General features: G+C 72.4%; 44 protein-coding genes. 42 read left to right on the forward strand and 2 right to left on the reverse strand.

What is annotated here, in order from left to right; translation table 11 throughout:
- Positions 1–39: 39 nt before the first annotated feature.
- The 42 genes from G3I42_RS26270 to G3I42_RS26475 all read left to right on the forward strand — a co-directional run bounded on the left by G3I42_RS26270 (position 40) and on the right by G3I42_RS26475 (position 21,134).
- Positions 40–597: a hypothetical protein gene (locus G3I42_RS26270; RefSeq protein ID WP_164289939.1), complete on the forward strand. Its 558-nt coding sequence runs from the start codon at positions 40–42 to the stop codon at positions 595–597.
- Positions 597–1,616, forward strand: coding sequence for a hypothetical protein (locus G3I42_RS26275; protein ID WP_164289941.1), 1,020 nt, complete (start codon positions 597–599; stop codon positions 1,614–1,616). Before G3I42_RS26270 ends, G3I42_RS26275 begins: the two co-directional genes overlap by 1 nt.
- Positions 1,613–2,290 (forward strand): hypothetical protein, encoded by a 678-nt coding sequence (locus G3I42_RS26280; RefSeq protein WP_164289943.1) that lies wholly within the window; start codon positions 1,613–1,615, stop codon positions 2,288–2,290. Before G3I42_RS26275 ends, G3I42_RS26280 begins: the two co-directional genes overlap by 4 nt.
- Positions 2,287–2,877, forward strand: a complete 591-nt coding sequence (locus G3I42_RS26285; protein ID WP_164289945.1) for a helix-turn-helix domain-containing protein — start codon at positions 2,287–2,289, stop codon at positions 2,875–2,877. The genes G3I42_RS26280 and G3I42_RS26285 overlap by 4 nt, the downstream gene beginning before the upstream one ends.
- A 190-nt stretch (positions 2,878–3,067) precedes the next feature.
- Complete coding sequence (locus G3I42_RS26290; protein ID WP_164289947.1) at positions 3,068–3,505, forward strand: hypothetical protein; 438 nt, start codon at positions 3,068–3,070, stop codon at positions 3,503–3,505.
- Complete coding sequence (locus G3I42_RS26295; protein ID WP_164289949.1) at positions 3,502–4,011, forward strand: hypothetical protein; 510 nt, start codon at positions 3,502–3,504, stop codon at positions 4,009–4,011. Before G3I42_RS26290 ends, G3I42_RS26295 begins: the two co-directional genes overlap by 4 nt.
- Positions 4,011–4,475: a hypothetical protein gene (locus tag G3I42_RS26300; protein ID WP_164289951.1), complete on the forward strand. Its 465-nt coding sequence runs from the start codon at positions 4,011–4,013 to the stop codon at positions 4,473–4,475. The genes G3I42_RS26295 and G3I42_RS26300 overlap by 1 nt, the downstream gene beginning before the upstream one ends.
- Before the next feature lie 3 nt (positions 4,476–4,478).
- On the forward strand, positions 4,479–4,832 hold the full coding sequence (locus G3I42_RS26305) for a hypothetical protein (RefSeq protein ID WP_164289953.1): 354 nt from the start codon (positions 4,479–4,481) through the stop codon (positions 4,830–4,832).
- A gap of 135 nt (positions 4,833–4,967) precedes the next feature.
- Positions 4,968–5,411, forward strand: a complete 444-nt coding sequence (locus G3I42_RS26310; RefSeq protein WP_164289955.1) for a hypothetical protein — start codon at positions 4,968–4,970, stop codon at positions 5,409–5,411.
- Between the two features lie 91 nt (positions 5,412–5,502).
- Positions 5,503–5,823 (forward strand): hypothetical protein, encoded by a 321-nt coding sequence (locus G3I42_RS26315; RefSeq protein ID WP_164289957.1) that lies wholly within the window; start codon positions 5,503–5,505, stop codon positions 5,821–5,823.
- A 19-nt stretch (positions 5,824–5,842) separates the two neighbouring features.
- Positions 5,843–6,001, forward strand: coding sequence for a hypothetical protein (locus G3I42_RS26320; RefSeq protein ID WP_164289958.1), 159 nt, complete (start codon positions 5,843–5,845; stop codon positions 5,999–6,001).
- Positions 6,002–6,021: 20 nt separating this feature from the next.
- Positions 6,022–6,192, forward strand: a complete 171-nt coding sequence (locus tag G3I42_RS26325; RefSeq protein WP_164289960.1) for a hypothetical protein — start codon at positions 6,022–6,024, stop codon at positions 6,190–6,192.
- Between the two features lie 4 nt (positions 6,193–6,196).
- A complete protein-coding gene (locus tag G3I42_RS26330) occupies positions 6,197–6,877 on the forward strand; it encodes a hypothetical protein (RefSeq protein ID WP_164289962.1) in 681 nt (226 codons plus the stop codon).
- Positions 6,878–6,892: 15 nt separating this feature from the next.
- Positions 6,893–7,912 (forward strand): hypothetical protein, encoded by a 1,020-nt coding sequence (locus tag G3I42_RS26335; protein WP_164289964.1) that lies wholly within the window; start codon positions 6,893–6,895, stop codon positions 7,910–7,912.
- 213 nt (positions 7,913–8,125) lie between these two features.
- Entirely contained in the window at positions 8,126–8,800 is a 675-nt protein-coding gene (locus G3I42_RS26340; RefSeq protein WP_164289966.1) for a hypothetical protein, read from the forward strand.
- A 322-nt stretch (positions 8,801–9,122) separates the two neighbouring features.
- On the forward strand, positions 9,123–9,386 hold the full coding sequence (locus G3I42_RS26345) for a hypothetical protein (RefSeq protein ID WP_164289968.1): 264 nt from the start codon (positions 9,123–9,125) through the stop codon (positions 9,384–9,386).
- A 39-nt stretch (positions 9,387–9,425) separates the two neighbouring features.
- Complete coding sequence (locus G3I42_RS26350; RefSeq protein ID WP_164289970.1) at positions 9,426–10,178, forward strand: helix-turn-helix domain-containing protein; 753 nt, start codon at positions 9,426–9,428, stop codon at positions 10,176–10,178.
- 81 nt (positions 10,179–10,259) lie between these two features.
- Positions 10,260–10,742, forward strand: a complete 483-nt coding sequence (locus G3I42_RS26355; protein WP_164289972.1) for a hypothetical protein — start codon at positions 10,260–10,262, stop codon at positions 10,740–10,742.
- Between the two features lie 64 nt (positions 10,743–10,806).
- Positions 10,807–10,974, forward strand: a complete 168-nt coding sequence (locus G3I42_RS26360) for a hypothetical protein (protein ID WP_164289935.1) — start codon at positions 10,807–10,809, stop codon at positions 10,972–10,974.
- On the forward strand, positions 10,971–11,561 hold the full coding sequence (locus tag G3I42_RS26365; protein WP_164289974.1) for a hypothetical protein: 591 nt from the start codon (positions 10,971–10,973) through the stop codon (positions 11,559–11,561). The genes G3I42_RS26360 and G3I42_RS26365 overlap by 4 nt, the downstream gene beginning before the upstream one ends.
- Positions 11,558–12,076: a hypothetical protein gene (locus tag G3I42_RS37130; protein WP_203607365.1), complete on the forward strand. Its 519-nt coding sequence runs from the start codon at positions 11,558–11,560 to the stop codon at positions 12,074–12,076. Before G3I42_RS26365 ends, G3I42_RS37130 begins: the two co-directional genes overlap by 4 nt.
- A complete protein-coding gene (locus tag G3I42_RS26375) occupies positions 12,073–12,363 on the forward strand; it encodes a hypothetical protein (RefSeq protein ID WP_164289937.1) in 291 nt (96 codons plus the stop codon). The genes G3I42_RS37130 and G3I42_RS26375 overlap by 4 nt, the downstream gene beginning before the upstream one ends.
- Positions 12,364–12,517: 154 nt before the next feature.
- The gene (locus tag G3I42_RS26380; RefSeq protein WP_164289976.1) at positions 12,518–12,730 is read left to right on the forward strand and encodes a hypothetical protein; all 213 of its coding nucleotides are present in this window, start codon (positions 12,518–12,520) and stop codon (positions 12,728–12,730) included.
- Between the two features lie 16 nt (positions 12,731–12,746).
- Positions 12,747–12,905 (forward strand): hypothetical protein, encoded by a 159-nt coding sequence (locus tag G3I42_RS26385; RefSeq protein WP_164289978.1) that lies wholly within the window; start codon positions 12,747–12,749, stop codon positions 12,903–12,905.
- 49 nt (positions 12,906–12,954) lie between these two features.
- Positions 12,955–13,440 carry an AAA family ATPase gene (locus tag G3I42_RS26390; protein WP_164289980.1) on the forward strand — a complete coding sequence of 162 codons (486 nt, stop codon included), beginning with the start codon at positions 12,955–12,957 and terminating at the stop codon, positions 13,438–13,440.
- Positions 13,437–13,736, forward strand: a complete 300-nt coding sequence (locus G3I42_RS26395; RefSeq protein ID WP_164289982.1) for a hypothetical protein — start codon at positions 13,437–13,439, stop codon at positions 13,734–13,736. The genes G3I42_RS26390 and G3I42_RS26395 overlap by 4 nt, the downstream gene beginning before the upstream one ends.
- A 66-nt stretch (positions 13,737–13,802) precedes the next feature.
- The gene (locus tag G3I42_RS38490) at positions 13,803–14,300 is read left to right on the forward strand and encodes a hypothetical protein (RefSeq protein WP_164289984.1); all 498 of its coding nucleotides are present in this window, start codon (positions 13,803–13,805) and stop codon (positions 14,298–14,300) included.
- A complete protein-coding gene (locus tag G3I42_RS38495) occupies positions 14,297–14,659 on the forward strand; it encodes a DUF6283 family protein (RefSeq protein ID WP_203607366.1) in 363 nt (120 codons plus the stop codon). Before G3I42_RS38490 ends, G3I42_RS38495 begins: the two co-directional genes overlap by 4 nt.
- On the forward strand, positions 14,656–14,886 hold the full coding sequence (locus G3I42_RS26410; RefSeq protein ID WP_343244672.1) for a hypothetical protein: 231 nt from the start codon (positions 14,656–14,658) through the stop codon (positions 14,884–14,886). Before G3I42_RS38495 ends, G3I42_RS26410 begins: the two co-directional genes overlap by 4 nt.
- Positions 14,883–15,110 carry a hypothetical protein gene (locus G3I42_RS26415; RefSeq protein ID WP_164289986.1) on the forward strand — a complete coding sequence of 76 codons (228 nt, stop codon included), beginning with the start codon at positions 14,883–14,885 and terminating at the stop codon, positions 15,108–15,110. The genes G3I42_RS26410 and G3I42_RS26415 overlap by 4 nt, the downstream gene beginning before the upstream one ends.
- Positions 15,107–15,715 (forward strand): hypothetical protein, encoded by a 609-nt coding sequence (locus tag G3I42_RS26420; RefSeq protein WP_164289987.1) that lies wholly within the window; start codon positions 15,107–15,109, stop codon positions 15,713–15,715. The genes G3I42_RS26415 and G3I42_RS26420 overlap by 4 nt, the downstream gene beginning before the upstream one ends.
- Positions 15,712–16,038, forward strand: a complete 327-nt coding sequence (locus G3I42_RS26425) for a hypothetical protein (protein WP_164289989.1) — start codon at positions 15,712–15,714, stop codon at positions 16,036–16,038. The genes G3I42_RS26420 and G3I42_RS26425 overlap by 4 nt, the downstream gene beginning before the upstream one ends.
- A complete protein-coding gene (locus G3I42_RS26430; RefSeq protein WP_164289991.1) occupies positions 16,035–16,631 on the forward strand; it encodes a DUF5565 family protein in 597 nt (198 codons plus the stop codon). Before G3I42_RS26425 ends, G3I42_RS26430 begins: the two co-directional genes overlap by 4 nt.
- Positions 16,628–16,837 (forward strand): hypothetical protein, encoded by a 210-nt coding sequence (locus G3I42_RS26435; protein ID WP_164289993.1) that lies wholly within the window; start codon positions 16,628–16,630, stop codon positions 16,835–16,837. Before G3I42_RS26430 ends, G3I42_RS26435 begins: the two co-directional genes overlap by 4 nt.
- A gap of 107 nt (positions 16,838–16,944) precedes the next feature.
- Positions 16,945–17,244 carry a hypothetical protein gene (locus G3I42_RS26440; RefSeq protein ID WP_164289995.1) on the forward strand — a complete coding sequence of 100 codons (300 nt, stop codon included), beginning with the start codon at positions 16,945–16,947 and terminating at the stop codon, positions 17,242–17,244.
- A gap of 23 nt (positions 17,245–17,267) precedes the next feature.
- Positions 17,268–17,528: a hypothetical protein gene (locus tag G3I42_RS26445; protein ID WP_164289997.1), complete on the forward strand. Its 261-nt coding sequence runs from the start codon at positions 17,268–17,270 to the stop codon at positions 17,526–17,528.
- A gap of 412 nt (positions 17,529–17,940) precedes the next feature.
- Positions 17,941–18,288: a hypothetical protein gene (locus tag G3I42_RS26450; RefSeq protein WP_164289999.1), complete on the forward strand. Its 348-nt coding sequence runs from the start codon at positions 17,941–17,943 to the stop codon at positions 18,286–18,288.
- A gap of 131 nt (positions 18,289–18,419) precedes the next feature.
- A complete protein-coding gene (locus tag G3I42_RS26455; protein WP_164290001.1) occupies positions 18,420–18,653 on the forward strand; it encodes a hypothetical protein in 234 nt (77 codons plus the stop codon).
- Between the two features lie 178 nt (positions 18,654–18,831).
- Positions 18,832–19,317 (forward strand): hypothetical protein, encoded by a 486-nt coding sequence (locus tag G3I42_RS26460; protein WP_164290003.1) that lies wholly within the window; start codon positions 18,832–18,834, stop codon positions 19,315–19,317.
- A 214-nt stretch (positions 19,318–19,531) separates the two neighbouring features.
- Positions 19,532–20,140 carry a hypothetical protein gene (locus tag G3I42_RS26465; RefSeq protein ID WP_164290005.1) on the forward strand — a complete coding sequence of 203 codons (609 nt, stop codon included), beginning with the start codon at positions 19,532–19,534 and terminating at the stop codon, positions 20,138–20,140.
- 249 nt (positions 20,141–20,389) lie between these two features.
- Complete coding sequence (locus G3I42_RS26470; protein WP_164290007.1) at positions 20,390–20,722, forward strand: hypothetical protein; 333 nt, start codon at positions 20,390–20,392, stop codon at positions 20,720–20,722.
- 250 nt (positions 20,723–20,972) lie between these two features.
- The gene (locus G3I42_RS26475; RefSeq protein WP_164290009.1) at positions 20,973–21,134 is read left to right on the forward strand and encodes a hypothetical protein; all 162 of its coding nucleotides are present in this window, start codon (positions 20,973–20,975) and stop codon (positions 21,132–21,134) included.
- Positions 21,135–21,267: 133 nt separating this feature from the next.
- Here the strand turns inward: G3I42_RS26475 and G3I42_RS26480 are convergent, their stop codons facing one another.
- Together G3I42_RS26480 and G3I42_RS26485 are read right to left on the reverse strand one after the other, a co-directional pair.
- Entirely contained in the window at positions 21,268–22,044 is a 777-nt protein-coding gene (locus G3I42_RS26480) for a hypothetical protein (protein WP_164290011.1), read from the reverse strand.
- Positions 22,045–22,072: 28 nt separating this feature from the next.
- Entirely contained in the window at positions 22,073–22,285 is a 213-nt protein-coding gene (locus tag G3I42_RS26485; protein WP_239096692.1) for a hypothetical protein, read from the reverse strand.
- Positions 22,286–22,309 lie beyond the last annotated feature (24 nt).

Below are 22,309 nucleotides of genomic sequence, written 5' to 3' on the forward strand. Positions count from 1 at the left end.
CCCCCCCCCCCCCCCCCCCCCCCCCCCCCGGAGCCCCACATGGCGCGCGGCCACGGACGCATCCTCACCACCATCTGGGAAGACCCCGACTTCCTCGCGCTCAGCGAGGCGGCACAACGCTTGTACTTCTTCCTCATCTCGCAGCCCAACCTCAGCCACGCCGGGCTGTTGCCGCTCACCGCGCGGCGCTGGGCATCGACGGCACGTGCGCTCACCGAAGACCTCGTACGCGAGCGCCTCGCCGTCCTCGACGCTGCCGGGTTCGTCGCCGTCGACCCCGACGACGAAGAGGTCTTCATCGTCGACCACTTCACGCACCACGGCACCGGCCTCAACCCGCGGCTCGCCGCAGCCGCGTACGACGCCATCACGGTGTCCGCGTCGCCGCGCCTGCGGTCGCTTGCCTCGATGCAGTTGGGCCTCGCTGTAGCGAAGTCTCCTGACACCGCGCCGCGCGGCGTGCGGGCTCTCGTCCTGGAGCGGGACGGCTGGCAGTGCCGCCACTGCGGCTGGCAGCCCGGCGACCCCGTACCCGCCGCACCCACCGGCCGACCGCTCGCCCGCTGCCTGGAGCTCGATAAGGGGGCTCGGATCTGATGTGGGTCCGGCTAGATGACCGCTTCCCCTCCCACCGCAAGATCGCCCTGCTGTCGGACGCGGCTTTCCGGCTTCACGTCTCGGCGCTGTGCTGGTCGGCCGAGCACCTGACGGACGGCCGGATCGGCGACCGCGAGCTGCCGCTCGTCGCCCGGGTCCGCAGCCTGAAGGCCACCGCGCGTCGGCTGGAGGCGGCCGGGCTGTGGCTGCGGCAGGAGGACGGGTGGCTGATCCACGACTACCTCGACTTCAACCCGTCGCGCGAGCAGGTCGCCGAGCAGCGGCGGAAGAGCGCGGCCCGTCAGGAGGCGTACCGGCGCCGCCACCAGACCGCGCCCCCGGAACCGGCCGAGCCCCACGAGCCGGTCGAGCCCCAGGAACTCCGCGAGCCGGGCGAGCGCCCTGAGCCCCCTGAGCCGCCTGAGCCGGGTGACATCGCGCCCCGTGACGGAGGTACTGACGGCGTCAGTAACGGCGTTACGGGCGAGCCCCCCGAGACCGGGAAATGCACGACGGCGACACGACGGCGACACGACGGCGACACGAGCGCGCAGCGAAATTGCATCAACGAATCGCAAAACGCGCAGGTCAGCGAGTTGCGTGACGGCGTTACTGACAGCGCCCCGTCCCCCACCCCTACCCCTACCTATGTGGCTGACGTAGTAGAGCTCTCTACAGGTAGGGAACATCCCGAGCCGCTGCCGCTCACTCCGATCGAGATCGACGGCTTCCGGCTCACCGACGCCATGCGCCGCTGGGCCACCCAGACCTACCCCGACGTTCCCCTCGACCACGAGACCCAGAAGTTCGTCTGGCACTGGCAGGGCAAGGGCACCCGCCACCCGAACTGGTACACCGCCTGGCAGAAATGGATCGCCAACGCCAACCAGTACCTCCACCGTGCTCCCGCCCGTACGCGCGAGCACGGCCCGCATCTCCCTTCCGGCGACGCCCGGCAGATGGAGCACCAGGCCCTCATCGCGCAGATGCGCGCTCTGGAGCAGGAGGCCGGGCGATGACGCTGTCCGAGGCGACGGAACTCCTCGCCTACCTGAGCCGGTTCGACAACCGGCGCCCGTCCGCCGCCGCGTCCGAGGCGTGGTCGCGGGCTCTCGCCGACGTGCCCCTCGACGCCGACACGAAGGCCGCGGTCGACGCCTTCTACGGCTCCATCCCCCTCGGCGGCGAGGGCTACCAAGCAGACCGCAGCCGCTGGATGCAACCGCACCACCTGCGCTACCACCGCCAGCAGATCCGCAAGGCCCGCGCTGACCAGGCCCCGCCCTACACCGGCGTCGGAGGCGACGTCCGCCAGGAGCTGGTCGCCGCGCGGCAGCACGCCGCCGCAGCAGCCTCCGGACGCCTCCCGCCCGCGCCGGCGCTTCCCCCGCCCGGAGACCAGCCCCGCTTCGAGACCACCACCCGCGGCGCCGCCCTCGTACGCGCCGCCGCCCGCGTCCCCTCCCGCCGCCCCGAACTCAACGCTCCATGCCCCTACTGCCGGGCGAAGGCAGGCGCCCCGTGCCGCAACCGGCGCGGCCCCCTCGGCACCGTCCACGACGTCCGTCTGCGCGCCGCCCAAGATCTCGCCGACGGCCGCATCCCGCCCTCCGCCGACCAGCTCGCCGCCGAGATGGAGCAGCGCCGCGCCGCCTCCGCCGCCGCCCTCACCACCCGCAAGGACCCCGCATGACCACGAAGCCCCGAAGCCGCCCCCACCCGCAGCGCGACGAGATCCTGCGGCTGCTCACCGAAGGGCTCAGCGCCGCCGAAGTCGCACGGCGCCTGCGCGCCGACCGCGCCTCGGTCCGCGCCATCCGCCGCGCGGCCGGGCTGCCCGCCTACGAGAAGCCCCCGCCGCCGACCCTGGAGGAGAAGTGGCAGGCCCGCGTCCACCCCCTCGACGGAGGCCACCTGGAGTGGCTCGGCGAGCGCGCACGCGGCGCCACCCCCGTCATGCGCTCCCGGGGGAAGTCCGTCAGCCCGCTCGCGATCGCTTTCAGGATGCGCACCGGCCGGGAACCGGTCGGTCAGGTCCGCGCCGAGTGCGACGTCCCGTACTGCGTCGCCCCGGACTGTGTCGAGGACGAGCCCGGCCGCCTGCGCATCCGCGAGCAGCTGCGCTACCTCAAGGGCACCGCCGAGCGACCGCCGTTCTGCGTGCACGGTCACGACCAGGCCGTCCACGGCCGGTACGAGCGGGACGGCACGGCCTACTGCCACGAGTGCAAGGTCGCCCAGCGAGCAGCTCGCGCCACCGTCGCCGAGCAGCTCTCGTGAGGGGGATCAGGAGGCAGCCGACCGCCTCACGGCCCCGACAGACCCGCTGCGCGCACCCCTACGGCCCGCGCAGCCCCCAGCGGCCCACGGGCGCCCGGATACGCACGCTCGCCCTTCCACGGGCCCCGTACGGGACGCCCCCGCTCCCGGCCGCAACGACCGGTGCGACAACCACCCCCAGGAGGAAACCGTGCTCGCCACCACCGCCCGGACACTACAGACACAACCTCCGGACGCCCTGCCCGGACACACCCCGGACGCCCCCGCCGAACCCCGGACACCCCTCCACGACGACGCGCTGACCAGCCCGGACACCGCCCGGACACGCACCGGACACGCGCCCGGCGGACACCGGACACCCCGTCAGCTCGCCGCCCGGCGCGCCATCGACCGCGCCTTCGACCTCCCCGGCGACGACGACCCCACCGCCCTCACCGCGCTCGCCGACCGGATCGAAGACGCACTGCGCACCGTCCCCGTGCACCTCGGCCCGAACGCCCTCGCCCTCCTCCACCACGGTCACACCGTCCCGCTCTCCGGCGGCGAGTACGCAGCCCTCGCCCTCGCCGCCGCGCAAACACTCCTCGCAGACCCCCAACAGCCCCCGCACCTGAAAGCCCGCCCATGATCACCGCCGAAGCCACCGTCGTCCTCGACGGCATCCGCTACACCAGCCGCGCCCTCCTCGACGACACCCTCGCCAACCACCCCGAAGCCCGCGCCCACCTGCGCCACGACGCCGAGCGCCAGCTCATCGCGCTGATCACCCGGGAACTTCCCGTCACCGTCACCCTCACCGACGGCTCGACCGAGGAACCCCCGCGTCCACCCCACCACGGGCACACCCACAGCCTCCCCGACCCCACCAGCGGCCTCACAGCCTGCTGCGCCCAGGACCCCCTCAACCTGCCGCTCGGCGACCGCATCACCACCGAGATCCCGTCCACCTGCCCGGCCAGCACCCTCCAGCACGCCGCCGACCGGCTCATGCAGCCCGGCCCCATCCCCGTCGGCACCCGCTGCGAGCTGTACGACACCTTCACCGAAGCCGCCCGCCTCGCCCGCGCCACCAAGACCACCGACCACCGCCTCCTCCAGCTCGCCCGCACCCTCATCCCCGCCAAGGAGAACTGATGGGATGGTCCAGCGCCACCACCGTCTTCACGCCCATCGCCCAAGCCCTCATCGACGCCGGCACCGACGACGCCACCAAGCGCCGCGTCCTCGCCGGCCTCATCCGCGGCCTCCAGCAAGGCGACTGGGACACCGAAGACGAAGCACTCGAAGACCTCCTCCACGACCCCGCCACGGTCCTCGCCTTCGCCGACTGCGGCGTCCACCTCCCCGACCGCCGGTGCTGCCGCGCCGTCCTCGCCTCCGACCCCCGCCAGCACATCAAGGCCATGCGCAGCGGCGACGTGCCCGAAGCCGAGATCGACCAGGCCCTCGACGACTACGCCCACCAGCTCGCCGACCGCCAGCGCGAACACCTGCGAAGCGAGGGATACGACACCGGATGCGTCTGCGGCGGATGCACCGCGTGCCTCGTCACCGAGGTCATCACGCTCATCGACCCGACCGCGCCGGGCGAGGGGTGACCCGTGGGCTTCTCCCAGACCGCCTTCATCGCCTACGGGATCGAGGCGCCCGACGACCGCCTGACCCCAGCGCAGCTAGCCCGCCGGCTCAAGGCGGACCTGCCCGGCCTGAAGACCCGCCTCAGTGCTCCCGAGGTCGACTGGCTCCAGGCCGGCGACTACGACCAGGACTGGACGTTCCTCGTGACCGAGCACGAGCAGATCGAGCTGGGCCGCTACGGGTGCGTACACCTCGACGCGAACCGCGGGCGGTACGAGGAGTGGGACCGGCAGCTCATCGCTGTGTGGTCGGCGCTTCGCGGTGGTGGAGCGCCGCAGGGCCGGCCGGGGTGGGTGTGTGTGCCGGATCTGTCGTGAGGCCGGGAGAACGGCAGCCCGCAGGAACGGGACACGACACCCACTTATGCCTAATTGGTTTGCATTGCATAGCGAGTAGACATAGTCTTCTCACTAGGCAACGCGCTACACCCGGCAATCAACAGGAGGCATGTCATGGACTTCAAGGACGCCTACGCCCGGCTCGACGCGAGCATGACTTGCCCGGCCTGGACCTACGCCAGCACCAGCGGCACCACCCTCACCATTCAGGCATCCGCCTTCCCGGCGGACCCCGACGAGGGGCAGATCGACGTCACCCTCACCACCAAGGCGCAACGGGTGCAGATCTCGATCCCCACCCCAGACGTGCCCACGGTCCTCGCCCTCCTCACGCAGGCGGGCGCGGAACCCACCACTTGGCACGACCTGACCACGCTGTCCCTCAGCGCCATCGCAGAGCCCGGAGGCCCCCTTCTCCTCTCCGTCACCGGCTGGGACCTCGCAGCCCCCGAGTGGCCGGAGAAGACCGCCGACGTCCTCATCGACGCCCCCGCCCGGCAGCACATGCTCTCCGCCATGCAGCGCGCCCTCGACATGGCGCGCGCCTGGGAAGAGTGACTGCCCATCCCGTCCGGGTCTACCTCTAGTCCGCCCGGCGGGGCGACGCCCACCTCGCCCCGCCGGCGGCCCACCACTTCTGGAGCCAGCCATGCAGCACTCCTTGTCCACCAACGCCGGACCGATCACCGTCGAGGCCACCGAGCCCGTACCCGGCCTCCGCGTCTTCGAGACCCCGCCGGGGGTCTCCCCCCTGTCGTCGCACCGCTGGGTCCTCGCCCACCACGACAGTGCCGCCCTCGCCAGCTTCGAGACCGAGGCCGCCGCGACCGAGGCCGCCCACGCCGTGGCGCCCCTCGCCGACTGGACGCGCGCCTCCATGACGGCGGCCCAGGAGATCAGTTTCGGCGGGAGCGTGGAGCGCCTGACCGTGCTGCTCACCGCGCACGGCGGCGCCCACCCCAACGCCTAACTGCTCCGAAAGGACCCGCATGAGCACCATCCGCCTGACCTGCCACACGACCGCCAGTGCCGCCGCCGTCGTCGCCGACTACTTCGACAAGCGCTGGCCCCTCGACATCGCCGAGTGGGCGAGCGACCAGGGCCACGCCTCCGACGCCCACGCCGCCCGCGCCCTCGCCCAGATCTGACCGAGACTGAAAGAGCGTTCATGTTCAGCAGCGAAAAGTCCCCGGCCGACGAGAAGAACTCCGCCGAGCGGCGGCACCGCGCGAAGCGCGACCCCGACCGGTACCTCGCGGGTCAGCGCTGGGAGGACGCGGACCGCGCACGCGAGCGCGGCGCCCCGGCCCCGGCCCAGCGCCGGCGCTGGTTCGGCTGACAACATGCCCAGCCGCCCGTACGTCGCGTCAGCTGCCTTCTGGCACTTCGCCGCCGTGACGCCCGCAGATCCCGTTGCGGAGGCCGACCGCCGCACATCGCTCGCCGACGCGCGCACCGGGATCTGCCTCGCGGCCGGCGCCAATCCCGCTGACGTCGACCCGGCGACCGGGTACAACCTGTCGCGCCACGCGTACGAGACCGCCCGCGCCTCGTGGCTGGCACACATCGAGCACCACGGCCTCACCGCGCACCGCCGCCTGCGGCTGGACCAAGCCTGCAACCTCTGGGCCGCCCGGCGGCCCCGCTTCGTCGCGGGCGACGACTGGACGGCACGGGCTTCCGCGCTGCACCGCAAGTACCAGGCGAGCAGGGGCCCCTGCGGCGACGCCTGCGAGATCTGCACCCCGAAGGAGCCCCACGCGATGGCTGACACCACCGAGCCCTACTGCCGTGGCGACCGGTGCGCCGACTGCGAGCCCCCCGCCCCCGACGACGTCCACGGCGAGGACGACTGCTGCGAGGCCACCTGCGGCCTGTGCCCGCGTGTCAGGGCCCACGGAAACTGCTTCCTCCGCCGAGGCAGCGAGGACGACAGCAAGTCGTGCGACCAGCACGGCGAAGGCTGGCTGTCCCCCCGTAGTCCCGAAGCCGAGCACGCCTACCAGATCCTCCGCAACACCTGACCGAGAGAGCACACGATGACGCTGAACGAACTGATCGAGGCTCTGCGCGCCGTCGACCCGACCACGGTCGTCGAGCGCGGGTTCCACCACCCGCACAGTTACAGGGGGTTCTACGAGGAGCTGGCCTTCGAGCCGACCGGCCGGACCACGGTCGGAGAGATGCTGGCCGCCGCGCTCGACGCGCACGGCACGACCTACGTGGGCTGGAAGGGTGGGGAGTACATCACGATGCACGGCGGCTCGCTGTGCTGGCTCGCCTTGGAGGGGAGCGCGGGCGGTGAGGAAATCACGGCCGAGTTGCTGACCGAGCTGCTCGCGGACGTGGTGCGGTCGGCGGCCGAGACACCCACGGGGCCGCCTGGAACCCGCGCCTTCACCCGCGATCAGCTCGCCGACATTGGCGTGCCGTTCGAGCTGGACGGCGACGAGGGGACCGCTCAGGAGCTGTCCAACCGGATCGTGGGAAGCGAGCGGTGGACGGACGTCCGCGAGCTGGTGTTCCGCGCTCCCGACGACGGCCTCGCCTACCGGGTCACCTACGAGGTGGGATCGACCGAGAGCGTGGACGGCGTCGAGCCGTTCCATCGTGCGGGCCCTGTCGTCTTCGCCGAGCACGTTGAGGAGCGCGCGGTCGTGACGCGCGAGTGGCGGCCGGCCGTGGAGCGGCCCGCGCGCGGCCGGGAGGTGTCCCGGGCGCTCACGGAGGTGCGTACCGTCCTGTCCCGCGCCGAGAGCGCGCTCCTCGGCGACGGGCCTACGGAGTACCTGTACGAGAGCGACGGGCGCGGCCTTCTCATGGACGCGGCCGGGGAGTGGGTGGCCGCGTACGACCCGGAGCACGAGGAGATCAACGCGGCGCTCCAGGACGTGATCGCGCTGCTCGGGCCGTGGCAGCGGACCGGCCGCCCGAAGGGCACCGAGCAGCAGCGGCAGGCCGCGCTCAAGGGTGTGCCGTGCGCGTGCGGGCGCCTCTGGGCGGGGCGGGTCGCCACCGGGCACAGCCAGCACGGCGCGCGGTGCGCCGCCACCGAGTAACTTCCGCCACATTCACCGCAATTCGACGCGGGCTCGCTCGGCGACCTGACATGCTGTCACCAGCCGTGCACCGCACGACACCCCCCACTGGCGCGTGCGTCCTACCGCGCCCGGGCGAGCGCCAGGCCGTGAAGCCCCACCGGCCCGCTCGCCCCTCCCGGCCGCCGAATCCGCGCGGCCAGCCTTCCCGCAAGCACGTCTTGGGAGACCCCCATGTCCGAACACCTCTCGCGCGAGGCCCTGCGCCTCGTCAAGCTCGCCCACCGCTTCAGCTACGGCGACGGCGCCGACCCCGTCGCCGGCCAGGCCCTCGCGACCGAGGCCCTGGTCTACGCAACCCTCGCCGCCCACACCCCCGCACCCCTCACCGAGGTTTGGCACGCTCAGGGGCCGGGCATCGCCCCGCTCAGCCTCTACACCCACCAGGGAGCCGCGCGCGACCACTGCCTCCGGTACGCGCGCAGCGTCCGGCCCGAGGCCAGGGACGGCGACTTCACGTGGTCGACCCCGGGAAGCGGCGGTCCGGAGGAGTTGCTGCACGACGGGACGACGACGGGGGCCTTCGTCGTCCGCCTCTCCGTCTCGGCCGCCGCGAGCCAGGGTCCCGTCGGTGCCGCCCCCCTGAGCCGTGCCTTCCGGGCGCAGTCGGGTTCTCTCCCGCTCGGTACCTACACCACCGCGCGGGCGGCGCAGAAGCACTGCGAGGCCGATCTCGCAGACCGCCATCCGGGCGCCGACATCCAGACCGACTGGCTCGGGGACGACTCCGACACCGAGCAGCCGTGGGAGCTGGTGGCGCGTATCGACGGGGGGCCCGAGCGGCCGGTCGGCTACGAGGTCGTCCCGATCGAAGTCGCTGTCGAGTACGACCCCCTCACCAGCGCCTGACCGGCCATCACCAGGGGCTCGTCCCGGCCGAATCAGGACGGGCCCCGTTCCAAGGAGATCACGACCGTGTCCCACTCCCGCTACCCCCTTCTCGTGCAGCTTCGCGGCGGCCGGGTGCAGCACGCCGCGCGCCGCTTCCAGGACGGCCCCCGGGTGACGACCCTGTGCCGGAAGTCAGGCATCCCCGTTGGCGAGGGGGCCGACCTCCCCTACTGCCGAGCCTGCTACGCCCGGCCCAATCCGATCTCGCAGCAGGCCGGCGCCGTCGCCCAGTGCGCCAGCGCGCCTTCGGCGAGTCCGCGATCTCGAGAGGAGTTGTGACATGCACTTCTGCCACTGGTGGGAAGACGAGCACGGCGGCCGGTACCTGATTCCGGGGTGCAACAGCCGTGCCACTGACCCGGATTCCACGGCGTGCACGTGCCCGTCCCTCGCTCGACAGCTCGACGCTGCGCGCCGGTCCATCGAGCGGCTTCAGCGCGCCGCGCAGGGGCGAACGGAGTGGCACGACGCCGTGGTCCGCGCCGTCTACGACCACCCCGACGGCGTCCAGATCATGAAGGCCGCAGCGGACGCGGCAGCTTGACCGGCCCCTTGACCACCCACCCACCCAAGAGCAGGAGACATGGCCACCGACGTCGAAGCCCACATCCGGCGCCTTCAGGCGCTGCGCTGGACGCAGGAGCAGATCGCTCGCGCCGCCGGAATGCCGCGGCCTACCGTTTCGAACATCCTCAACCGCCGGGTGTCCGTGACCAGCGCCCGCGCCGACGCCATTCGCCGCATCCGCATCCGCCGCGCCCCGGCCACCACAGAGGGATGGACCGACCCGACCGGCAGCCGGCGCCGTCTGCGCGCGCTTGCGGTCCTCGGCCACACATCCGCCGCCCTCGGCGAGCAACTCGACCTCCACGTGAGCTGGCTGTACCGCATCGCCTCCGGCGAGGCCCGGCATATCGCCGGGGCGGACGCACTCCGGATCGCGGCGCTCTACGAACGCCTGTCGCAGAAACCGGAGTTGCCCGGCGACGGGGCGGACCGGGTACGCGCTCGGGCCGCTCGCCTCGGCTGGTACGGCCCCGGCGCCTGGGTCGCCGTCGACATCGACGACCCCGACTGCGAACCCGCGGGATACCCGCTCACCTTGGGTCCACGGCTGCGGCCCGGTGATGAGCAGATCGTGCGGCTTGCCGCTGAGGGGCTTTCCACTCCGCAGATCGCCCGGTCCCTTGGCCGCTCTCCCACGGCGATCGCCAGGGCCCGGGCTCGACTTGGTCGGGATGAAGGGGCCGAGGTCAAGGAGGACGCCTTGTGCTCGCCGGGGGGCGTCGGCGAGCAGGACCGGCGCGCGCTACGCAACGTACGCCTAGCTATTTGACTTTGCCTACCGCTTAGGCATTGAATAGTCACAAGACATTTCCGCCTGGTACACACCCTCGCCACCTGGATGGAGCCCCACATGCCCGCCACCACCGTCTGGCTCCTGATGAGCGGCGAGGACTACCGAGGCGGCCGCGTGCTGGGCGCCTTCGCCACCTACGAACTCGGCATGCCGGACTTCCAGAGCGAAGCCGAACGGCTCCCGCTGGCCACCAGCCGCACCACGCGCGGCAAGGACGGATCGGTCCACCTCCACAGCGACGGCGACTGGATCAGCCTCACGCCGCACGTCATCACCACGCAGGCCGAAGACCAGGCCGACGCGGACAGCGACTTCTTCCAGGCGGACACCACGTACCGGCGAGGCCGCTGGCTCTTCCAGTGCCTCTCCCTTGCCCCGGACCCCTTCGACGGCGATACCTGCGCCGTCGGGTTCATCTACCGCCCCGGCGAGCCCGCCGCCGCGACCGCCTTCGACTCCGGCGACTGGGCCCGTGGCGGCTGGACGGTCGAGGACACGGTCTCGCGCACCGAGGCCGCCCCCTCACCGGACCACCCCTAACCCCAGCGGGAGCAGGGCCCGTCCCGCCCGAATCAGGACGGGCCCCACTCCAGAAAGGAAGCACATGACCACCGACGAACGCGCCCGCGCGCTCCCCCAGCTCCAGGCCGCCTGCCCGGCCTGCGGCGCCCGCCCGGGCGAGCTGTGCACCAGCCACAGCGGTACGCGGGTCCGACGGCACGACGTGCACCGGGCCCGGCGCGCCGCGTGGGCGAAGGGCGGTGCCGCATGACCGCCCCGACCTCCGAGCCCCTGACGACGCCCCTCACGGCCGAGCAGCGCGCACAGATCGCCTCGCACCTTCGCGAAGCCGAGACCACCGCGACGACCGGCCTGCTCGTCGACCTCGCCGAAGCGGTTGCCAACTGCCGCAACCACGCCCACCCCAAGTACGCCGACGACATCTTCTGCGAGAACCTGGCGGGCTACATCAGCGCGCGCGTAGGCCCGGTACTGCGCCGCCTCGTCGACATCGAGGCCGAGGCGGAGCGCCTGCGTGCCGAGCTGGCCGCGCGCCCGTCCCGCGCCACGGTGCTGCGGGAGGCGGCGCCGCTCTCCACGACACCCCAGACCGCCCCGACCTTCTGGCTCGCCGACCACGCCGACGACAACCCGACCCTGCACACCTCCCTGGAGGCGGCGCGGGCGGCGTGCGACGCCAGCTACGGAAGCCCTGCCGAGTGGCAGACCGATCACGACGGCGTGCACCGGCAGGTCGTCACCCACCCGGACGACGACCGGGCGGTCCGGTACACCGGCCGCGTCGTCTGGGCCATCACCGTCGAGCCCGAGGCCAGCACGGCAGGAGACCCCCGATGAAGGAGGCCCTTCACTCCCACCCCCGCGACTTCCGCTACCGGGACCTGCACACCGGCATGGCGCACAGCCACATCCGCTGGACGACCGGTGAGCCGCCAACGCCCTACGGCTGCCGCTGGTGCGGCACCGAGCGCGCTCACCACGGGATGCAGTACCTCCGCAGCCGGGGCATGCACGTCTGGGAGCAGCCCACCCAGGCGCAAATCCTCGCGCGGATGCGCGCTCGCCGCAACGCTTTCAAGTCGACGTGCCGGTGCGAGCACCCGTGGCTCCGCGTGGACCCGTATCGCTGCGAGGCCGACGACTGCCTCGGCGTCTTCCCCGAGCTGAACCCGTTCTCCGGCGGCGGGCGCCCCGCCTGGGAACGGAGCGCGAACGTGTCCCGCCTCTGTGCCACGTGCGGCTGGCGAACGTCGGTGTGGCACGTGGACGACGGCAGCGCCGACGTGGAGCTGAAGGGGCACGTGATGGGCGCCCACGGCGGCTACGGCGCGAAGGCCGGTGAGCGCTCGTGACCGCGAAGTCCCGGCCCAGCACCCCCGCCCAGCAGACGTGGAACCAGGGCCGGAAGGACGGGAAGAAGCCCGCGAAGAAGCCGAAGAAGCCGGAGGGCTTGCCTCTCGTGGAGCGCTGCGACCACCCCCGGTGCGGGGTGCCCGCAGTGGCCGCCCCGGCCGCCGACATGGTCCGCGTACGCGTCCGAGGGAGCCGCGAGCCCGCCCGCTGGTACTGCGCCGGGCCCTGCGCCGCCTACGGCGAAGCCCTCGCCGAGATCCGCGCCATCGAGGGAGTGCCCTGGTGAGCCCTGTAAACGGCTGCCGGTGGTGCGGCCTCCCCGGGCGAGAGCACGCCCAGCCATGGGAGCCGCAGGTCGGCTGGCACCGATGGGGACTCCCGACACAGCCGCAAATCCTCGCGCGGATGCGCGCCCGCCGCGCCGCCCGTACGGGGGCACCGTGACACTCCCCGCCCTCGCCGCCGAGCCCGAGCGCCCCGCCCCGGGCTCGGCGGCCCACGACCTGACGCACTACTTCTGCTGCGACCCCGACCGTGCCCTGTGCGGCGCCGTCGTGGCTGGCACGCCCATCGTCACCGCCACCGAGGTCGTCGCGCTCTGCGTCGTGTGCGACGACCTGGCCCAAGCCCCCTGCCCCCTCTGCCTCACGTAAAAGGACAACCCCCGCGATGAAGCGCTTCCTCCTCGGCCTCCTCTGCGGCGCCGCGTCCGGCGCCGTCACCTACCTCGTGCACCCCGCGCCCCCGTGGTGGTGGGTGATCGGCCTCCTGGTCGCCATCGGCATCTGGACCGGCGACCTCCTCCTCGACGCCATCGACGGCGACTGACTCACTCGCCCGGCCCGTACGGGGGCCGGACCCCACACAGGAGCACCACATGCCCATCCGCCCCGCCGCCGCCCCCGAGTGGGCCGCCGGCGCCCTCGTCGTCCTCGTCGGCCCCCCGGCCGCCGGGAAGTCGACCTGGGCCGCCGCCTACCCCGAGACCTGGACCGTCTGCCTCGACACCTACCGCGCCCTCTGCGCCGACACCGAAGCCGACCAGAGCGCCACCACCGACGCCGTGCGCCTCCAGGACGTCATCCTCGACGCCCGCCTCGCCCGGGGACTGGTGACGATCGTGGACAGCACCGCGACCGACGCGCACGTACGCCGTACCCTCCTCGCCCGCGCCCACTACTGGCGCCGGCCCGCCTCCGCCATCCTGTTCACCACCTCGCTCAACGAGTGCCTCGCACGCAACAGCGCCCGCACCCGACACGTCCCGGAAAGCGTCATTCGACGCAAGCACGATCAGACACCCAGCGCCGCCGAGCTTCACGACGAGGGCTTCGACTCGGTCACCACGTGGTGCGCACCGTGACTCAGACCCGCTACTGCGACGCCCCGGCCGGGCACGCGCCGCACGGCGACTGCCCCGGCGCCCCGACGCCCGCCCCGCACCAGGTGTGGCAGGACATCGACCCGCGCGTGGGCGAGCGCTTCCTGCTCATCACCGCCCTCGACGACGGCAAGGCCCGCGTCGTACCCGTCGCGTGGAACCCGTACGCCAAGATCGGCGCCCCCCTGCCCGGGGCGCGCACCACCCGTATCCGCGTGGACCGCTTCCACCCGAAGACGCGCGGCTACGCGTACGTCGCCACCGTGCAGGCCCCATAGCTCACCGTCGCGACACCATTCCCCCTTGGCCCTCAGCGCCGCCACCTTGGAAGGAACGAAACCCCTGTGACTACACGGCAGTTCACCGTCAGCGAGCTGGACGACCTCGGCGTCCCGCCTCACCGCCCCGAAGACGTCGAGGACATCGATACGCTGCTCGCCGACGAATACGTCACCACGCTCAAGTACACCCAGCAGCGCCGCGTCATCTTCGTCGCGCCGGACGGCCGCACGTACGCCGTGGAGTACGAGGCTCAACTTGACCTCGGTGACTTCGAGCTGGGCGACCCGCCCCCTGACTATGGTTGGGACGGCGACACCGTCGAAGCCGTCGAAGTCAAGCCGGTGCCCACGCTGGCCATCCGCTGGGAACCGGTCGACGACGAGCCGGGTCCCAACCGGCCCCGCCTCGACGCGCTCACCTCCCTCGTGGCCCTTCACGAAGAGGCCGGCGCCAGCACGTCCGAAGCGCGCGAGGCCGCCGCGGCGTGGATCGTCGAGCACGGCGCCGAGGTGGCCAACACCTACGACGAGTACCAGGATTCCGCCGAGGGGCACCTGTGACGGCCCACGCGCTGCCGCGCGCCGAGCGTCCGTGCAAGCGCTGCCCGTGGCGGAAGGACGTGCCCCCCGGGGAGTTCCCGGCCTCGCGGTACGAGGAGTTGCGCGTCACGAGCGAGCAGGTCCCCGGGGATGAGCCGGGCCTTGATGCGCCGATGTTCGCCTGCCACAAGACGAAGGAAGGCCGCGAGAAAGCGTGCGCCGCGTGGCTGGCCGCCGTCGGTCACCGGCACATCGGCGTCCGCCTCGCTGTCGCCCAAGGCCGGCTCCCGGCACAGGCCCTGACGCCGGGCGAGAGCTGGCCGCCCCTCTTCGCCACCTACGAAGAGATGGCGACCACGCAGGCCGGAGAAGACCGGTGACGGGGCTGACGCACCCGCAAGGCACGCGCACTGCGACGCCGTGCCGATCATGCCGAGCCCCGAAGCCCGCCCGCCTGTACCTGTGCGGCGCCTGCTGGGCTTCCCTCTCCGAGCCCGCCCGGCGAGCGCTGACCCGCCGCGACAACCGCGCCCTCGTCCGGCTCCGCGAACTTCACCACCACATCGACCGCGGGCTGCCGCTCGCACAACTGGAGATCACCCCGTGACCGACGCCCCCGGCGTGCTCGTCGCCGCCGCCGCGGGCCCGCACCGCGCGGTGCACGCCTCACCCCTGATCTACGCGACCACGCGACCCGAGCTGGGCCTCACCCCGTGGAACCCGCTCTGCGCGACCAGCGTGGTCACGTCCCGCACCGCTGAGCCCGTCACCTGCCGTACCTGCCTCGCCGTCATGCACCGGCGCGGCCTCACCCTCGGAGACACCCTGTGACCACCACCGCCCCACAGTGCGGCGACCAACTCACCGAGTGGACGTGCACGCTCCCGCCCGGCCCGCACCGCGACCACCGTCACCTCGACGAGACGACCGGCACCTGGTGGACGCAGATCCTCCAGCCGGAATCCCTTCGCGAGCGCATCATCTTCGCGATCGGCGAGCACACCGTCAGCGAGTGCAACCGGTGCGCCCCTGACGAGGCCATCGCCGACGCCGTCCTCGCCATACTTCCCGCGAGTCCCGACCGGGCCGGCCTGGCCGCCGAGATGGAGGGGCTGCGCGAGCGAGCCGAGACCGCCGAGGCCGAGGTGCAGCGCCTGCTCGCGAGCGCCGCCCCGTGCGCCTGGCCCACCTGCCTACCCGAGACGGAGCAGCAGGCGCTCTGCGACGAGATCACCCGCGAGGAGCGAGGCGAGCCCACCGCGCCCGCTGGTGACCTCCGTGAGCGCACCTCGGCGCACGGTTGGGACGACGCCGCCGTGGCGAAGGCGCGCCGCTACCGCGCGGCCATTCGCCGCCGAACCAACGAGACGCCCGCCGACGGGCAACTCACTGGCCTCCGCCCCACCCTCAACTGCACGCAGGAGCACACCCGATGAAGGTCACCCTGGACCTGCCCGACATCACCATCGACCCGACCGACTACGGCTCGCGCGACAAGGACGGCGCCCCCTACGCATTGCCCGACTGCCCCCACTGCCACACCGAGTACGACGGCCGCATGGCCAAGACGGCCTACGGCCTCGTCCATGAACGATGCGTTGACGCGTGGCTCGCGCGCCGCGACGAGCGGGACGCGTGGCGGGTCCTCGCCGTGCACGTCGCCCGGTTCCCCTCCCGGCAGTCCGCCGCGGCGATCCGCGCCACCATCCACGCGCTCCTCGCCATGCAGCCCGCGCCCACCCCGAAGGAGGGGCGGTGAAGAAGATCCCAACCCTGTTCGTCCGCGATTCCGAGGACCGGAGCCGCGTGCTGCCGGAGGTGACCCCGGGATGCGAGTGGGTCCTCGACGGCGCAGGCACCCCCACGCGGAAGTGGGACGGCACCTGCGTCATGCTCGACACCGACGGCTCCTGGTGGGCCCGCCGCGAGGTCAAGCCCGGCAAGATCCCGCCGCCCGACCTCGTCCTCGCCGAGTACGACACGACCACCGGGAAGGCTGTCGGGTGGGAGCCCGTCGAGCGGTCGCCGTTCGCGAAGTACCACGCCGAGGCGCTGGCCGAGTTCGCCGCCGAGTCCGTCGCGGGCGACCCGAGCATGAAGCCCCGCACCTACGAACTGCTCGGCCCGAAGATCAACGGGAACCCCGAGCGGTTCGCCAGCCACCTCCTCATCGCCCACGGCTGGGCCCGCTTCTCCGAGCGCCGCGAACTCGCCGCCACCCCGCGCGACTTCGACGGCCTCCGCGCCTGGCTCCTCGCCCACCCCACCTGGGAGGGCATCGTCTGGCACCACCCCGACGGGCCCATGGCCAAGCTCAAGCGCCGCGACTTTCCCGCAGGGGGCCGCTCGTGACCGCCCACCCGCTCGGCTTCCTCGACCAGCTGGAGCGCGACTGGGAGGCCACCCGGACGTGCGCGCCCGACCGTGACCAGCGTCTGGACGACATGCACGACGACGCGCTCGTCCACCACTGCGTCCGCGCCGGGATGACCGTCGCAGACGCCCTCCGCGCCGTCACCATGGCCCGCCGTGCCATGGAAGCCCACCGCCGCCCCTGACCCACCCCGGAAGGCGCACAGATGCCTCCACCCTCGGCTGGCGCCCGCACTGCGCCCATCGAGACCCACCTCTCGGCCACCCGGCCGCACCCGAGAAAGGCCACCGCATGACCATCACCCGCGTCGAGGACCTGCCACCCGACGAGCGCGAAGACGCCCACGGCATCAACCTCCTCCTCGACGAGCCGCCCCGAGAACTCTCTGTCCGCCTCACTGAAGTGAGCACGGCGATCCAGGAGGTCAGGCGCGCGTACGCCTCCGCCCTATGCCCGGCCCTGGAGGAGATCGCCCGGACGATCCGCGCCCTTCGCGACGCCGGACTCATCGACCAGGACGGCAAGCCGACCCAGCCCAGGAACCGCCCCGCGTGGCAATCCCCGTACGGGCCGCCGCCGCGCCGCCGCTGAACCACCGAAGGAGAGCGCCCGCGATGACCCGCAGCATCCCCGCCTACGCCGTCGCCGACACCCTCACCGACACCGGCCACCCCAGCTCCACCCACCGCCACACCTGGGCGCCCGGCCACCGGGTCCACCAGGCGAGCCCCCGCACGGTCCGGCTGTGGCACGACGGCCCCGACGAACAGCAGCACCTCGACCTGTACGCCGCCGTACTCCGGGCTGCGGGATACATCGTCATCGCCGAGCATCCGCGCGGCCAGCGTCCGCGTCTTCGCGTCACCCACCGCTGAGCCCGAGCGCAACAGGGGCGCGCCTCCGCGTCTCCCCAGACCAGGCGCGCCCCTCCAAACGCCGCACCACAGACCGACCTCCAAGGGATCTCATGCTCCGCCCCTACCTCGCCGCCGCCCTGGCGCTCACCGCCGCCCTGCTCACCGCTTGCGCTCCGCAGGCCGAGCACGCGATGCCCTCTTGCCCGCGCGCGTCGCACAGCGCACGCGGCGACCTCGTCCCGCCGGGCCCGCGCCCGTGTCGCCTCGACGTCAAGGCGCCACCTACAACCGCCGGGACCAGCTCTCGCCTCCGGGAGGGCGCCGTCGCCCCGGTGCGGCGCGGCGAGGCCCTGCGGAAGACCCGACCTGCCCCGAAGCCCCAGAAGCCGGCGGCGCCGCTGCGGAAGCCCGCGCCACGGGTTCACCGGCGGTGAACCGGCTCTCCCGCGTTCTCTTCGGCGCGTACGTCGGCGGCGTCGTGTGGCTGGGCGCCCTGGTCGTCGGGCTCGTCCTGTACGACGCGTACGAAGCGGCTGTCGGTACCGGCGTGGCCGTGCTCCTCCTGGCGGTCGCCGCGCTGCGAGAGGCACTCGCCGCCGAGGACCGCGTCGTACACGCCGACACCCTGCGCAGGCTCGGCGCGCTGGAAAGCGCCGTCGCCGTTCGGCACCGGCAGGAACGTCAGCGCGCCGAGCACCTCATCGCGACCGCTTGCTGCCTGCCCGCCGCCGTCAGCGGCGGCACCCAGCACGAGTACCCCTGCTGCCCCGACGCGTGACCGGACAGTGTCCGGCCGCCCCCGCGGGAGCGGATTGAAACGGCGCGTCGCGCAGCTCCGACCTGGGCGGACGTGCTGTCCGGACGGTCCGGACAGCACGTCCGCCCCGTGCCAGGAATGGAGAAGAACAGATGCACCCCACGACCCCCTCGCTTCCCCCGTTCTCGGGCTGGGAGAAGCGCTGCCCGAAGTGCGGAGCCGACGGCCCCCGCGCCCTGTACCGATTGCCCTTGCGCCCCGGCGCGCTTCTCGCGGTCGACAGTGGCCAGCAGCGGCGTGGGCCGCTGCCCGAGCGCCTGGAGCGCGAGTGCGCCACGTGCTCGTACACCTGGGACGAGGCACTCGCCGAGGAGCCGCCCCAATGACGCCGTGGTCCACCACCTCGGCGGGCTGTGGCGCCGAGCAGTCCTTCGCACGCCCAGAGAAGGTGCCTCCCCAGCCCGCCAGTGTGTCGGGCATCACACCCCGTCGGCGCCATCGGACCGGAGCCGCTCCGAGGCGGCGGCAATTCTGAAGATGCAGAACCACAAAAAGAGGAGCCCCATGAACCCCCAGCAGAAGCAGCACCCGGCAGTCCAGGCCGCCGTCGCGTACGCGGCCCTCACCGCAGCTCACGAGGTGGGCGACTACATCATCCAGCGCGACGCCGACGCCAAGGCGAAGGGCAAGCACGGCCCGGCCGGCGCCGCGGCCTGCGCCCGACACGTTGCCTCGTACACCGCGACCCAGGCGGTCGCGCTCCTCGCAGCCGACCGGTACCTCCGCCTCGGCCTGAGCTGGCGCCGCGCCGCCGCAGGACTCGCGGCGAGCGCCGCCACCCACTACGTCGCGGACCGCTGCGCTGGCCACTGGGCCGACGACAGCAAGGGCGCGCCGTTCCTGGTGCGGGCCGCGCACGCAGTCGGGAAGGGGGGCTGGCTCAAAGCTGACCCCACTGCTGGCCCGCTGCTCGACCAGGCGTGGCACAAGGGCTGCATCGCGGCAGCAGCTCTGATCGCTGCCGGTCCCGCCCCGCAGAGCGGGCGCTGATCGGGGCGAAGCGGACGCCGCAGCCGACGGTGCGCGCATGGAGGCCGGATCGACGCCTGGGAGTGCGGTCGCGGCCTCCGCGCTGTGCGAGTGGCGATAGTTCGGGCGGCAGAACCGAGCCATACGCCTACCTTGTTTGCATTGCCTAGCGCTTAGACATAGTCTTCGCGCTAGGCAGTTCAGTTGCGGCGAGCCGCACCACGGAGGAGTCCCCATGGCCAAGATCTACACCCGCACCGAGAACGGCACGACCGCCACCATCACCCAGGCCGAGGGCCTCGCGGAGATCAACAACGCGATGATGAGCGGCCGACGCCAGGTCCGGACGATGTCCTCCATCACCGCAGGCACCGACTACGCCATCGAGTACAAGGACGGCCGGAGCGTCCGCCTGGTCCTGGTCGACGCGCCCGCACCGGAGGCATTCACCCAGGGCCAGGCGGTATTGGTGCAGCGCCCCGGCCAGGCCCCGCGCACAGGCACCGTTGCCCACATTCACACCGCACCCGGGTACGTGGCCGTCCTCGACGACAAGTACCACTCCGTCTCCAGCTACCCGATCAAGTTCGTGACGGCCGTCGAGTCCGAGAAGGAGTCCCCGGAAGAGCTGGCCGAGAAGCCGCCCGCGCGGCCGAACATCCAGACCCACGCGGGCACCGTCCACGCCCCTGGGCGCTACGACAAGGTCTTGAAGACCGAGGCGCCGAAATGCTGCGCCAGCCGCTCGGCGCTCCTCCGGTACCACTACCTGGTGCCCGTTGATGTGCCGGTCACCTGCCGCAGGTGCCTGGCCGCCCTGGCGAAGGAAGCCTCCCGCAGCTAACCGGAGAGGCGGCCCGGTGGCGGGCCGCCTCCCTCACCCACGCCAGAAGCCCGCATGGAAGCCTGCCGCACCGCCCCCCCACCGCTCGACCTGGACGGCGGGGTGTTGCCCACTCGCGCCCGGTAACAACCCGCCCCTCCTTGGGGCAGCCCCTAGACTCAGGCGCGAGGTCCGGCTCGCGACGAGCGAACGGCACGAAGCCGCTGACAGCCCGCTGACCAACCGCCTCTGTTGAGAAGGAAGCAGATAGTGCTCACCGAAGAAGCCGCCCGGTCCCTCCGCGACGCCCTGGCCGACCAGACACCGATGCGGGCGCACAACCTCCTCACCGCCGTCGCCGAGGCCCTGCTCTCCCTGAAGAGTGAGCCGGAGCCGACTCGACAGCAGCAGCTCCTCGCCCTCATTCGCTCCGAAGGCGGGGAGTGGACCCGCGAGCGTGCCCGCGCGGCGTACCGGATGCTCGGCCACACGCACCCCAACGGAATGGAGCTGCGGCTGTCCGACGCGACGGCCGATCTTCAGGACCTCGCCGACGCGGGGCTCATCAAGCAGTACGGGAAGATGCGATTCGGGAGCGTCTGACGCCCTGACACCGGGTTTGCACGGAGAACGGCCGGCTTCTCCCCGGCGGCAAGGCGCTTCCTCCGCCAGGCCACCTCACCGCTGAGCAGCAAGCTCGCGGAGCGGAAGCCGCACGGTGCGCAGAACGGATCGCGCGCGAGGCTCGTCGGCGCGGCGTAGATCACTGAGGTTTCACTGCAACCCTCGGCGCCCGCCGCTGGTCATCCAGGCACTGCCGCTTACTGGCGGGCGCCGACAGCAGAGGAGCCACATGGAACAGAACGCAACCCAGCAGGCATACAAGCGATGCGCCGACTGCGGCGCGCCCGGCCTCCGCGCCGACAGCGTGCACACCGAATGCCGTCACTGCCGCAAGTGCTTCCAGCCCGCCAACTGCGGATACGACCACGACCAGTGGGCTGACAAGGCATAGCCCGAGCGCGGCGACGCCCCCGCATTGCGCTGGTGGGGGCCCCAGCTGAGCGGTCTCTGGCGCCGGATGGGAACGAAGAACGGCCGGGCCCCTGCGGATTATCCGCAGGGGCCCGGCCGCCGTCGCGCGCGCGTCAGGTCGACGAGAGCAGCAAGCGAAGATCGCGCGCCGCGTGCCCGTGGGCCTGCCGCTGGAGCGCCGTAGCTGCGGCGTTCACGGGATCGCTCGGCTGACAACCGTGGGAGATCCCGCGCTCCCTCCGCACCAGCCACGCCGTCACGTCGGCGTGAACGCGGGTGGGTTGCGCCTCATCAGCGACGGCCTTGGCGTGACGCCAGAAGGCCGCTGCGGCCTGCGCGGTGACGAGGCGACGCAGGAGCGTTACCGCGTCGCTTTCGCAGGGCGGGGTAGCAGTAAGCCGTTCCTTCGTCCAGATGTTCCGGGCGGTCGCCGTCGCCGCGCGCCCCCGCGCTGCGAGCGCCGCTCGGACGAGGTCGTCCGTCTTCGTAGTCGTGGTACTGCGCACGGTCGCTTCTTTCGACAGGGCCGAAGCCTCGGCGGGGGCGGGGAGGGAGGGATCAGAGGCCGGGTGGGCTTCGCCCAGCAGCACGCCAAGGCGGACCCGCTGGCAGCCGTTCAGCTCGCGCTTGGCGGCGGTCCAGACCTCATAGCGGTAGGGCTGCTCGCCACGTGCGAGTGCGTCGTCGCGCGCTTGGCGCGCGCCCGGGGACCGGCACGGCTGGCGGCGCAGGAGCACGTGGTCATCGCCGTGGCGCGGAGCTACCCACCACGTCAGCTCGATAGGCGCCTGTGTGACGACCTGTCCATGACGCTGTTGTTCCTCGGAGTCGGTCCAGAAGATCCAGGCGCCTCGGGTGAAGGGGGCAGAAGGAAGCGGGCGGCGGGGCATGGTGATGTCCTCCAGGCGGGGTTCCGGGTCAGGGGTTTTTGCGGCGGCGCCAGGCGGAGACCGTCCTCACCGGGTCGGTGACCAGGAGCAAGGTGAAGAGTGCGAGCAGGCGAGGACGGGTCGTCCACCGATCGAGGTGGAAGCGGACCTGCCAGTCCGCCCAGTCGGCGAGGCGGTCGTACGGGCGCGTGCGGCCAGCCATGTAGCCCACGATCAGGGCGGCGAGAAGAAGTGCGAGCACGTACAAGATCGTCTCCGTCGGATG

It is taken from the genome of Streptomyces sp. SID11385 (assembly GCF_010548245.1).
Taxonomy (GTDB): Bacteria; Actinomycetota; Actinomycetes; order Streptomycetales; family Streptomycetaceae; genus Streptomyces.

Excerpts from the sequence above, each read along its gene's own strand:
- G3I42_RS26340 (WP_164289966.1), top strand. The coding sequence starts at position 8,126 with ATGTCCGAACACCTCTCGCGCGAGGCCCTGCGCCTCGTCAAGCTCGCC.
- G3I42_RS26440 (WP_164289995.1), top strand. The coding sequence starts at position 16,945 with ATGACCATCACCCGCGTCGAGGACCTGCCACCCGACGAGCGCGAAGAC.
- G3I42_RS26360 (WP_164289935.1), top strand. The coding sequence starts at position 10,807 with ATGACCACCGACGAACGCGCCCGCGCGCTCCCCCAGCTCCAGGCCGCC.
- G3I42_RS26355 (WP_164289972.1), top strand. The coding sequence starts at position 10,260 with ATGCCCGCCACCACCGTCTGGCTCCTGATGAGCGGCGAGGACTACCGA.
- G3I42_RS26345 (WP_164289968.1), top strand. The coding sequence starts at position 9,123 with ATGCACTTCTGCCACTGGTGGGAAGACGAGCACGGCGGCCGGTACCTG.
- G3I42_RS26425 (WP_164289989.1), top strand. The coding sequence starts at position 15,712 with ATGAAGGTCACCCTGGACCTGCCCGACATCACCATCGACCCGACCGAC.
- G3I42_RS26310 (WP_164289955.1), top strand. The coding sequence starts at position 4,968 with ATGGACTTCAAGGACGCCTACGCCCGGCTCGACGCGAGCATGACTTGC.
- G3I42_RS26335 (WP_164289964.1), top strand. The coding sequence starts at position 6,893 with ATGACGCTGAACGAACTGATCGAGGCTCTGCGCGCCGTCGACCCGACC.
- G3I42_RS26455 (WP_164290001.1), top strand. The coding sequence starts at position 18,420 with ATGCACCCCACGACCCCCTCGCTTCCCCCGTTCTCGGGCTGGGAGAAG.
- G3I42_RS26280 (WP_164289943.1), top strand. The coding sequence starts at position 1,613 with ATGACGCTGTCCGAGGCGACGGAACTCCTCGCCTACCTGAGCCGGTTC.
- G3I42_RS26275 (WP_164289941.1), top strand. The coding sequence starts at position 597 with ATGTGGGTCCGGCTAGATGACCGCTTCCCCTCCCACCGCAAGATCGCC.
- G3I42_RS26465 (WP_164290005.1), top strand. The coding sequence starts at position 19,532 with ATGGCCAAGATCTACACCCGCACCGAGAACGGCACGACCGCCACCATC.
- G3I42_RS26350 (WP_164289970.1), top strand. The coding sequence starts at position 9,426 with ATGGCCACCGACGTCGAAGCCCACATCCGGCGCCTTCAGGCGCTGCGC.
- G3I42_RS26390 (WP_164289980.1), top strand. The coding sequence starts at position 12,955 with ATGCCCATCCGCCCCGCCGCCGCCCCCGAGTGGGCCGCCGGCGCCCTC.
- G3I42_RS26270 (WP_164289939.1), top strand. The coding sequence starts at position 40 with ATGGCGCGCGGCCACGGACGCATCCTCACCACCATCTGGGAAGACCCC.
- G3I42_RS26385 (WP_164289978.1), top strand. The coding sequence starts at position 12,747 with ATGAAGCGCTTCCTCCTCGGCCTCCTCTGCGGCGCCGCGTCCGGCGCC.
- G3I42_RS26285 (WP_164289945.1), top strand. The coding sequence starts at position 2,287 with ATGACCACGAAGCCCCGAAGCCGCCCCCACCCGCAGCGCGACGAGATC.
- G3I42_RS26475 (WP_164290009.1), top strand. The coding sequence starts at position 20,973 with ATGGAACAGAACGCAACCCAGCAGGCATACAAGCGATGCGCCGACTGC.
- G3I42_RS26480 (WP_164290011.1), bottom strand. The coding sequence starts at position 22,044 with ATGCCCCGCCGCCCGCTTCCTTCTGCCCCCTTCACCCGAGGCGCCTGG.
- G3I42_RS26300 (WP_164289951.1), top strand. The coding sequence starts at position 4,011 with ATGGGATGGTCCAGCGCCACCACCGTCTTCACGCCCATCGCCCAAGCC.
- G3I42_RS26295 (WP_164289949.1), top strand. The coding sequence starts at position 3,502 with ATGATCACCGCCGAAGCCACCGTCGTCCTCGACGGCATCCGCTACACC.
- G3I42_RS26445 (WP_164289997.1), top strand. The coding sequence starts at position 17,268 with ATGACCCGCAGCATCCCCGCCTACGCCGTCGCCGACACCCTCACCGAC.
- G3I42_RS37130 (WP_203607365.1), top strand. The coding sequence starts at position 11,558 with ATGAAGGAGGCCCTTCACTCCCACCCCCGCGACTTCCGCTACCGGGAC.
- G3I42_RS26330 (WP_164289962.1), top strand. The coding sequence starts at position 6,197 with ATGCCCAGCCGCCCGTACGTCGCGTCAGCTGCCTTCTGGCACTTCGCC.
- G3I42_RS26325 (WP_164289960.1), top strand. The coding sequence starts at position 6,022 with ATGTTCAGCAGCGAAAAGTCCCCGGCCGACGAGAAGAACTCCGCCGAG.
- G3I42_RS26320 (WP_164289958.1), top strand. The coding sequence starts at position 5,843 with ATGAGCACCATCCGCCTGACCTGCCACACGACCGCCAGTGCCGCCGCC.
- G3I42_RS26365 (WP_164289974.1), top strand. The coding sequence starts at position 10,971 with ATGACCGCCCCGACCTCCGAGCCCCTGACGACGCCCCTCACGGCCGAG.
- G3I42_RS26315 (WP_164289957.1), top strand. The coding sequence starts at position 5,503 with ATGCAGCACTCCTTGTCCACCAACGCCGGACCGATCACCGTCGAGGCC.
- G3I42_RS26460 (WP_164290003.1), top strand. The coding sequence starts at position 18,832 with ATGAACCCCCAGCAGAAGCAGCACCCGGCAGTCCAGGCCGCCGTCGCG.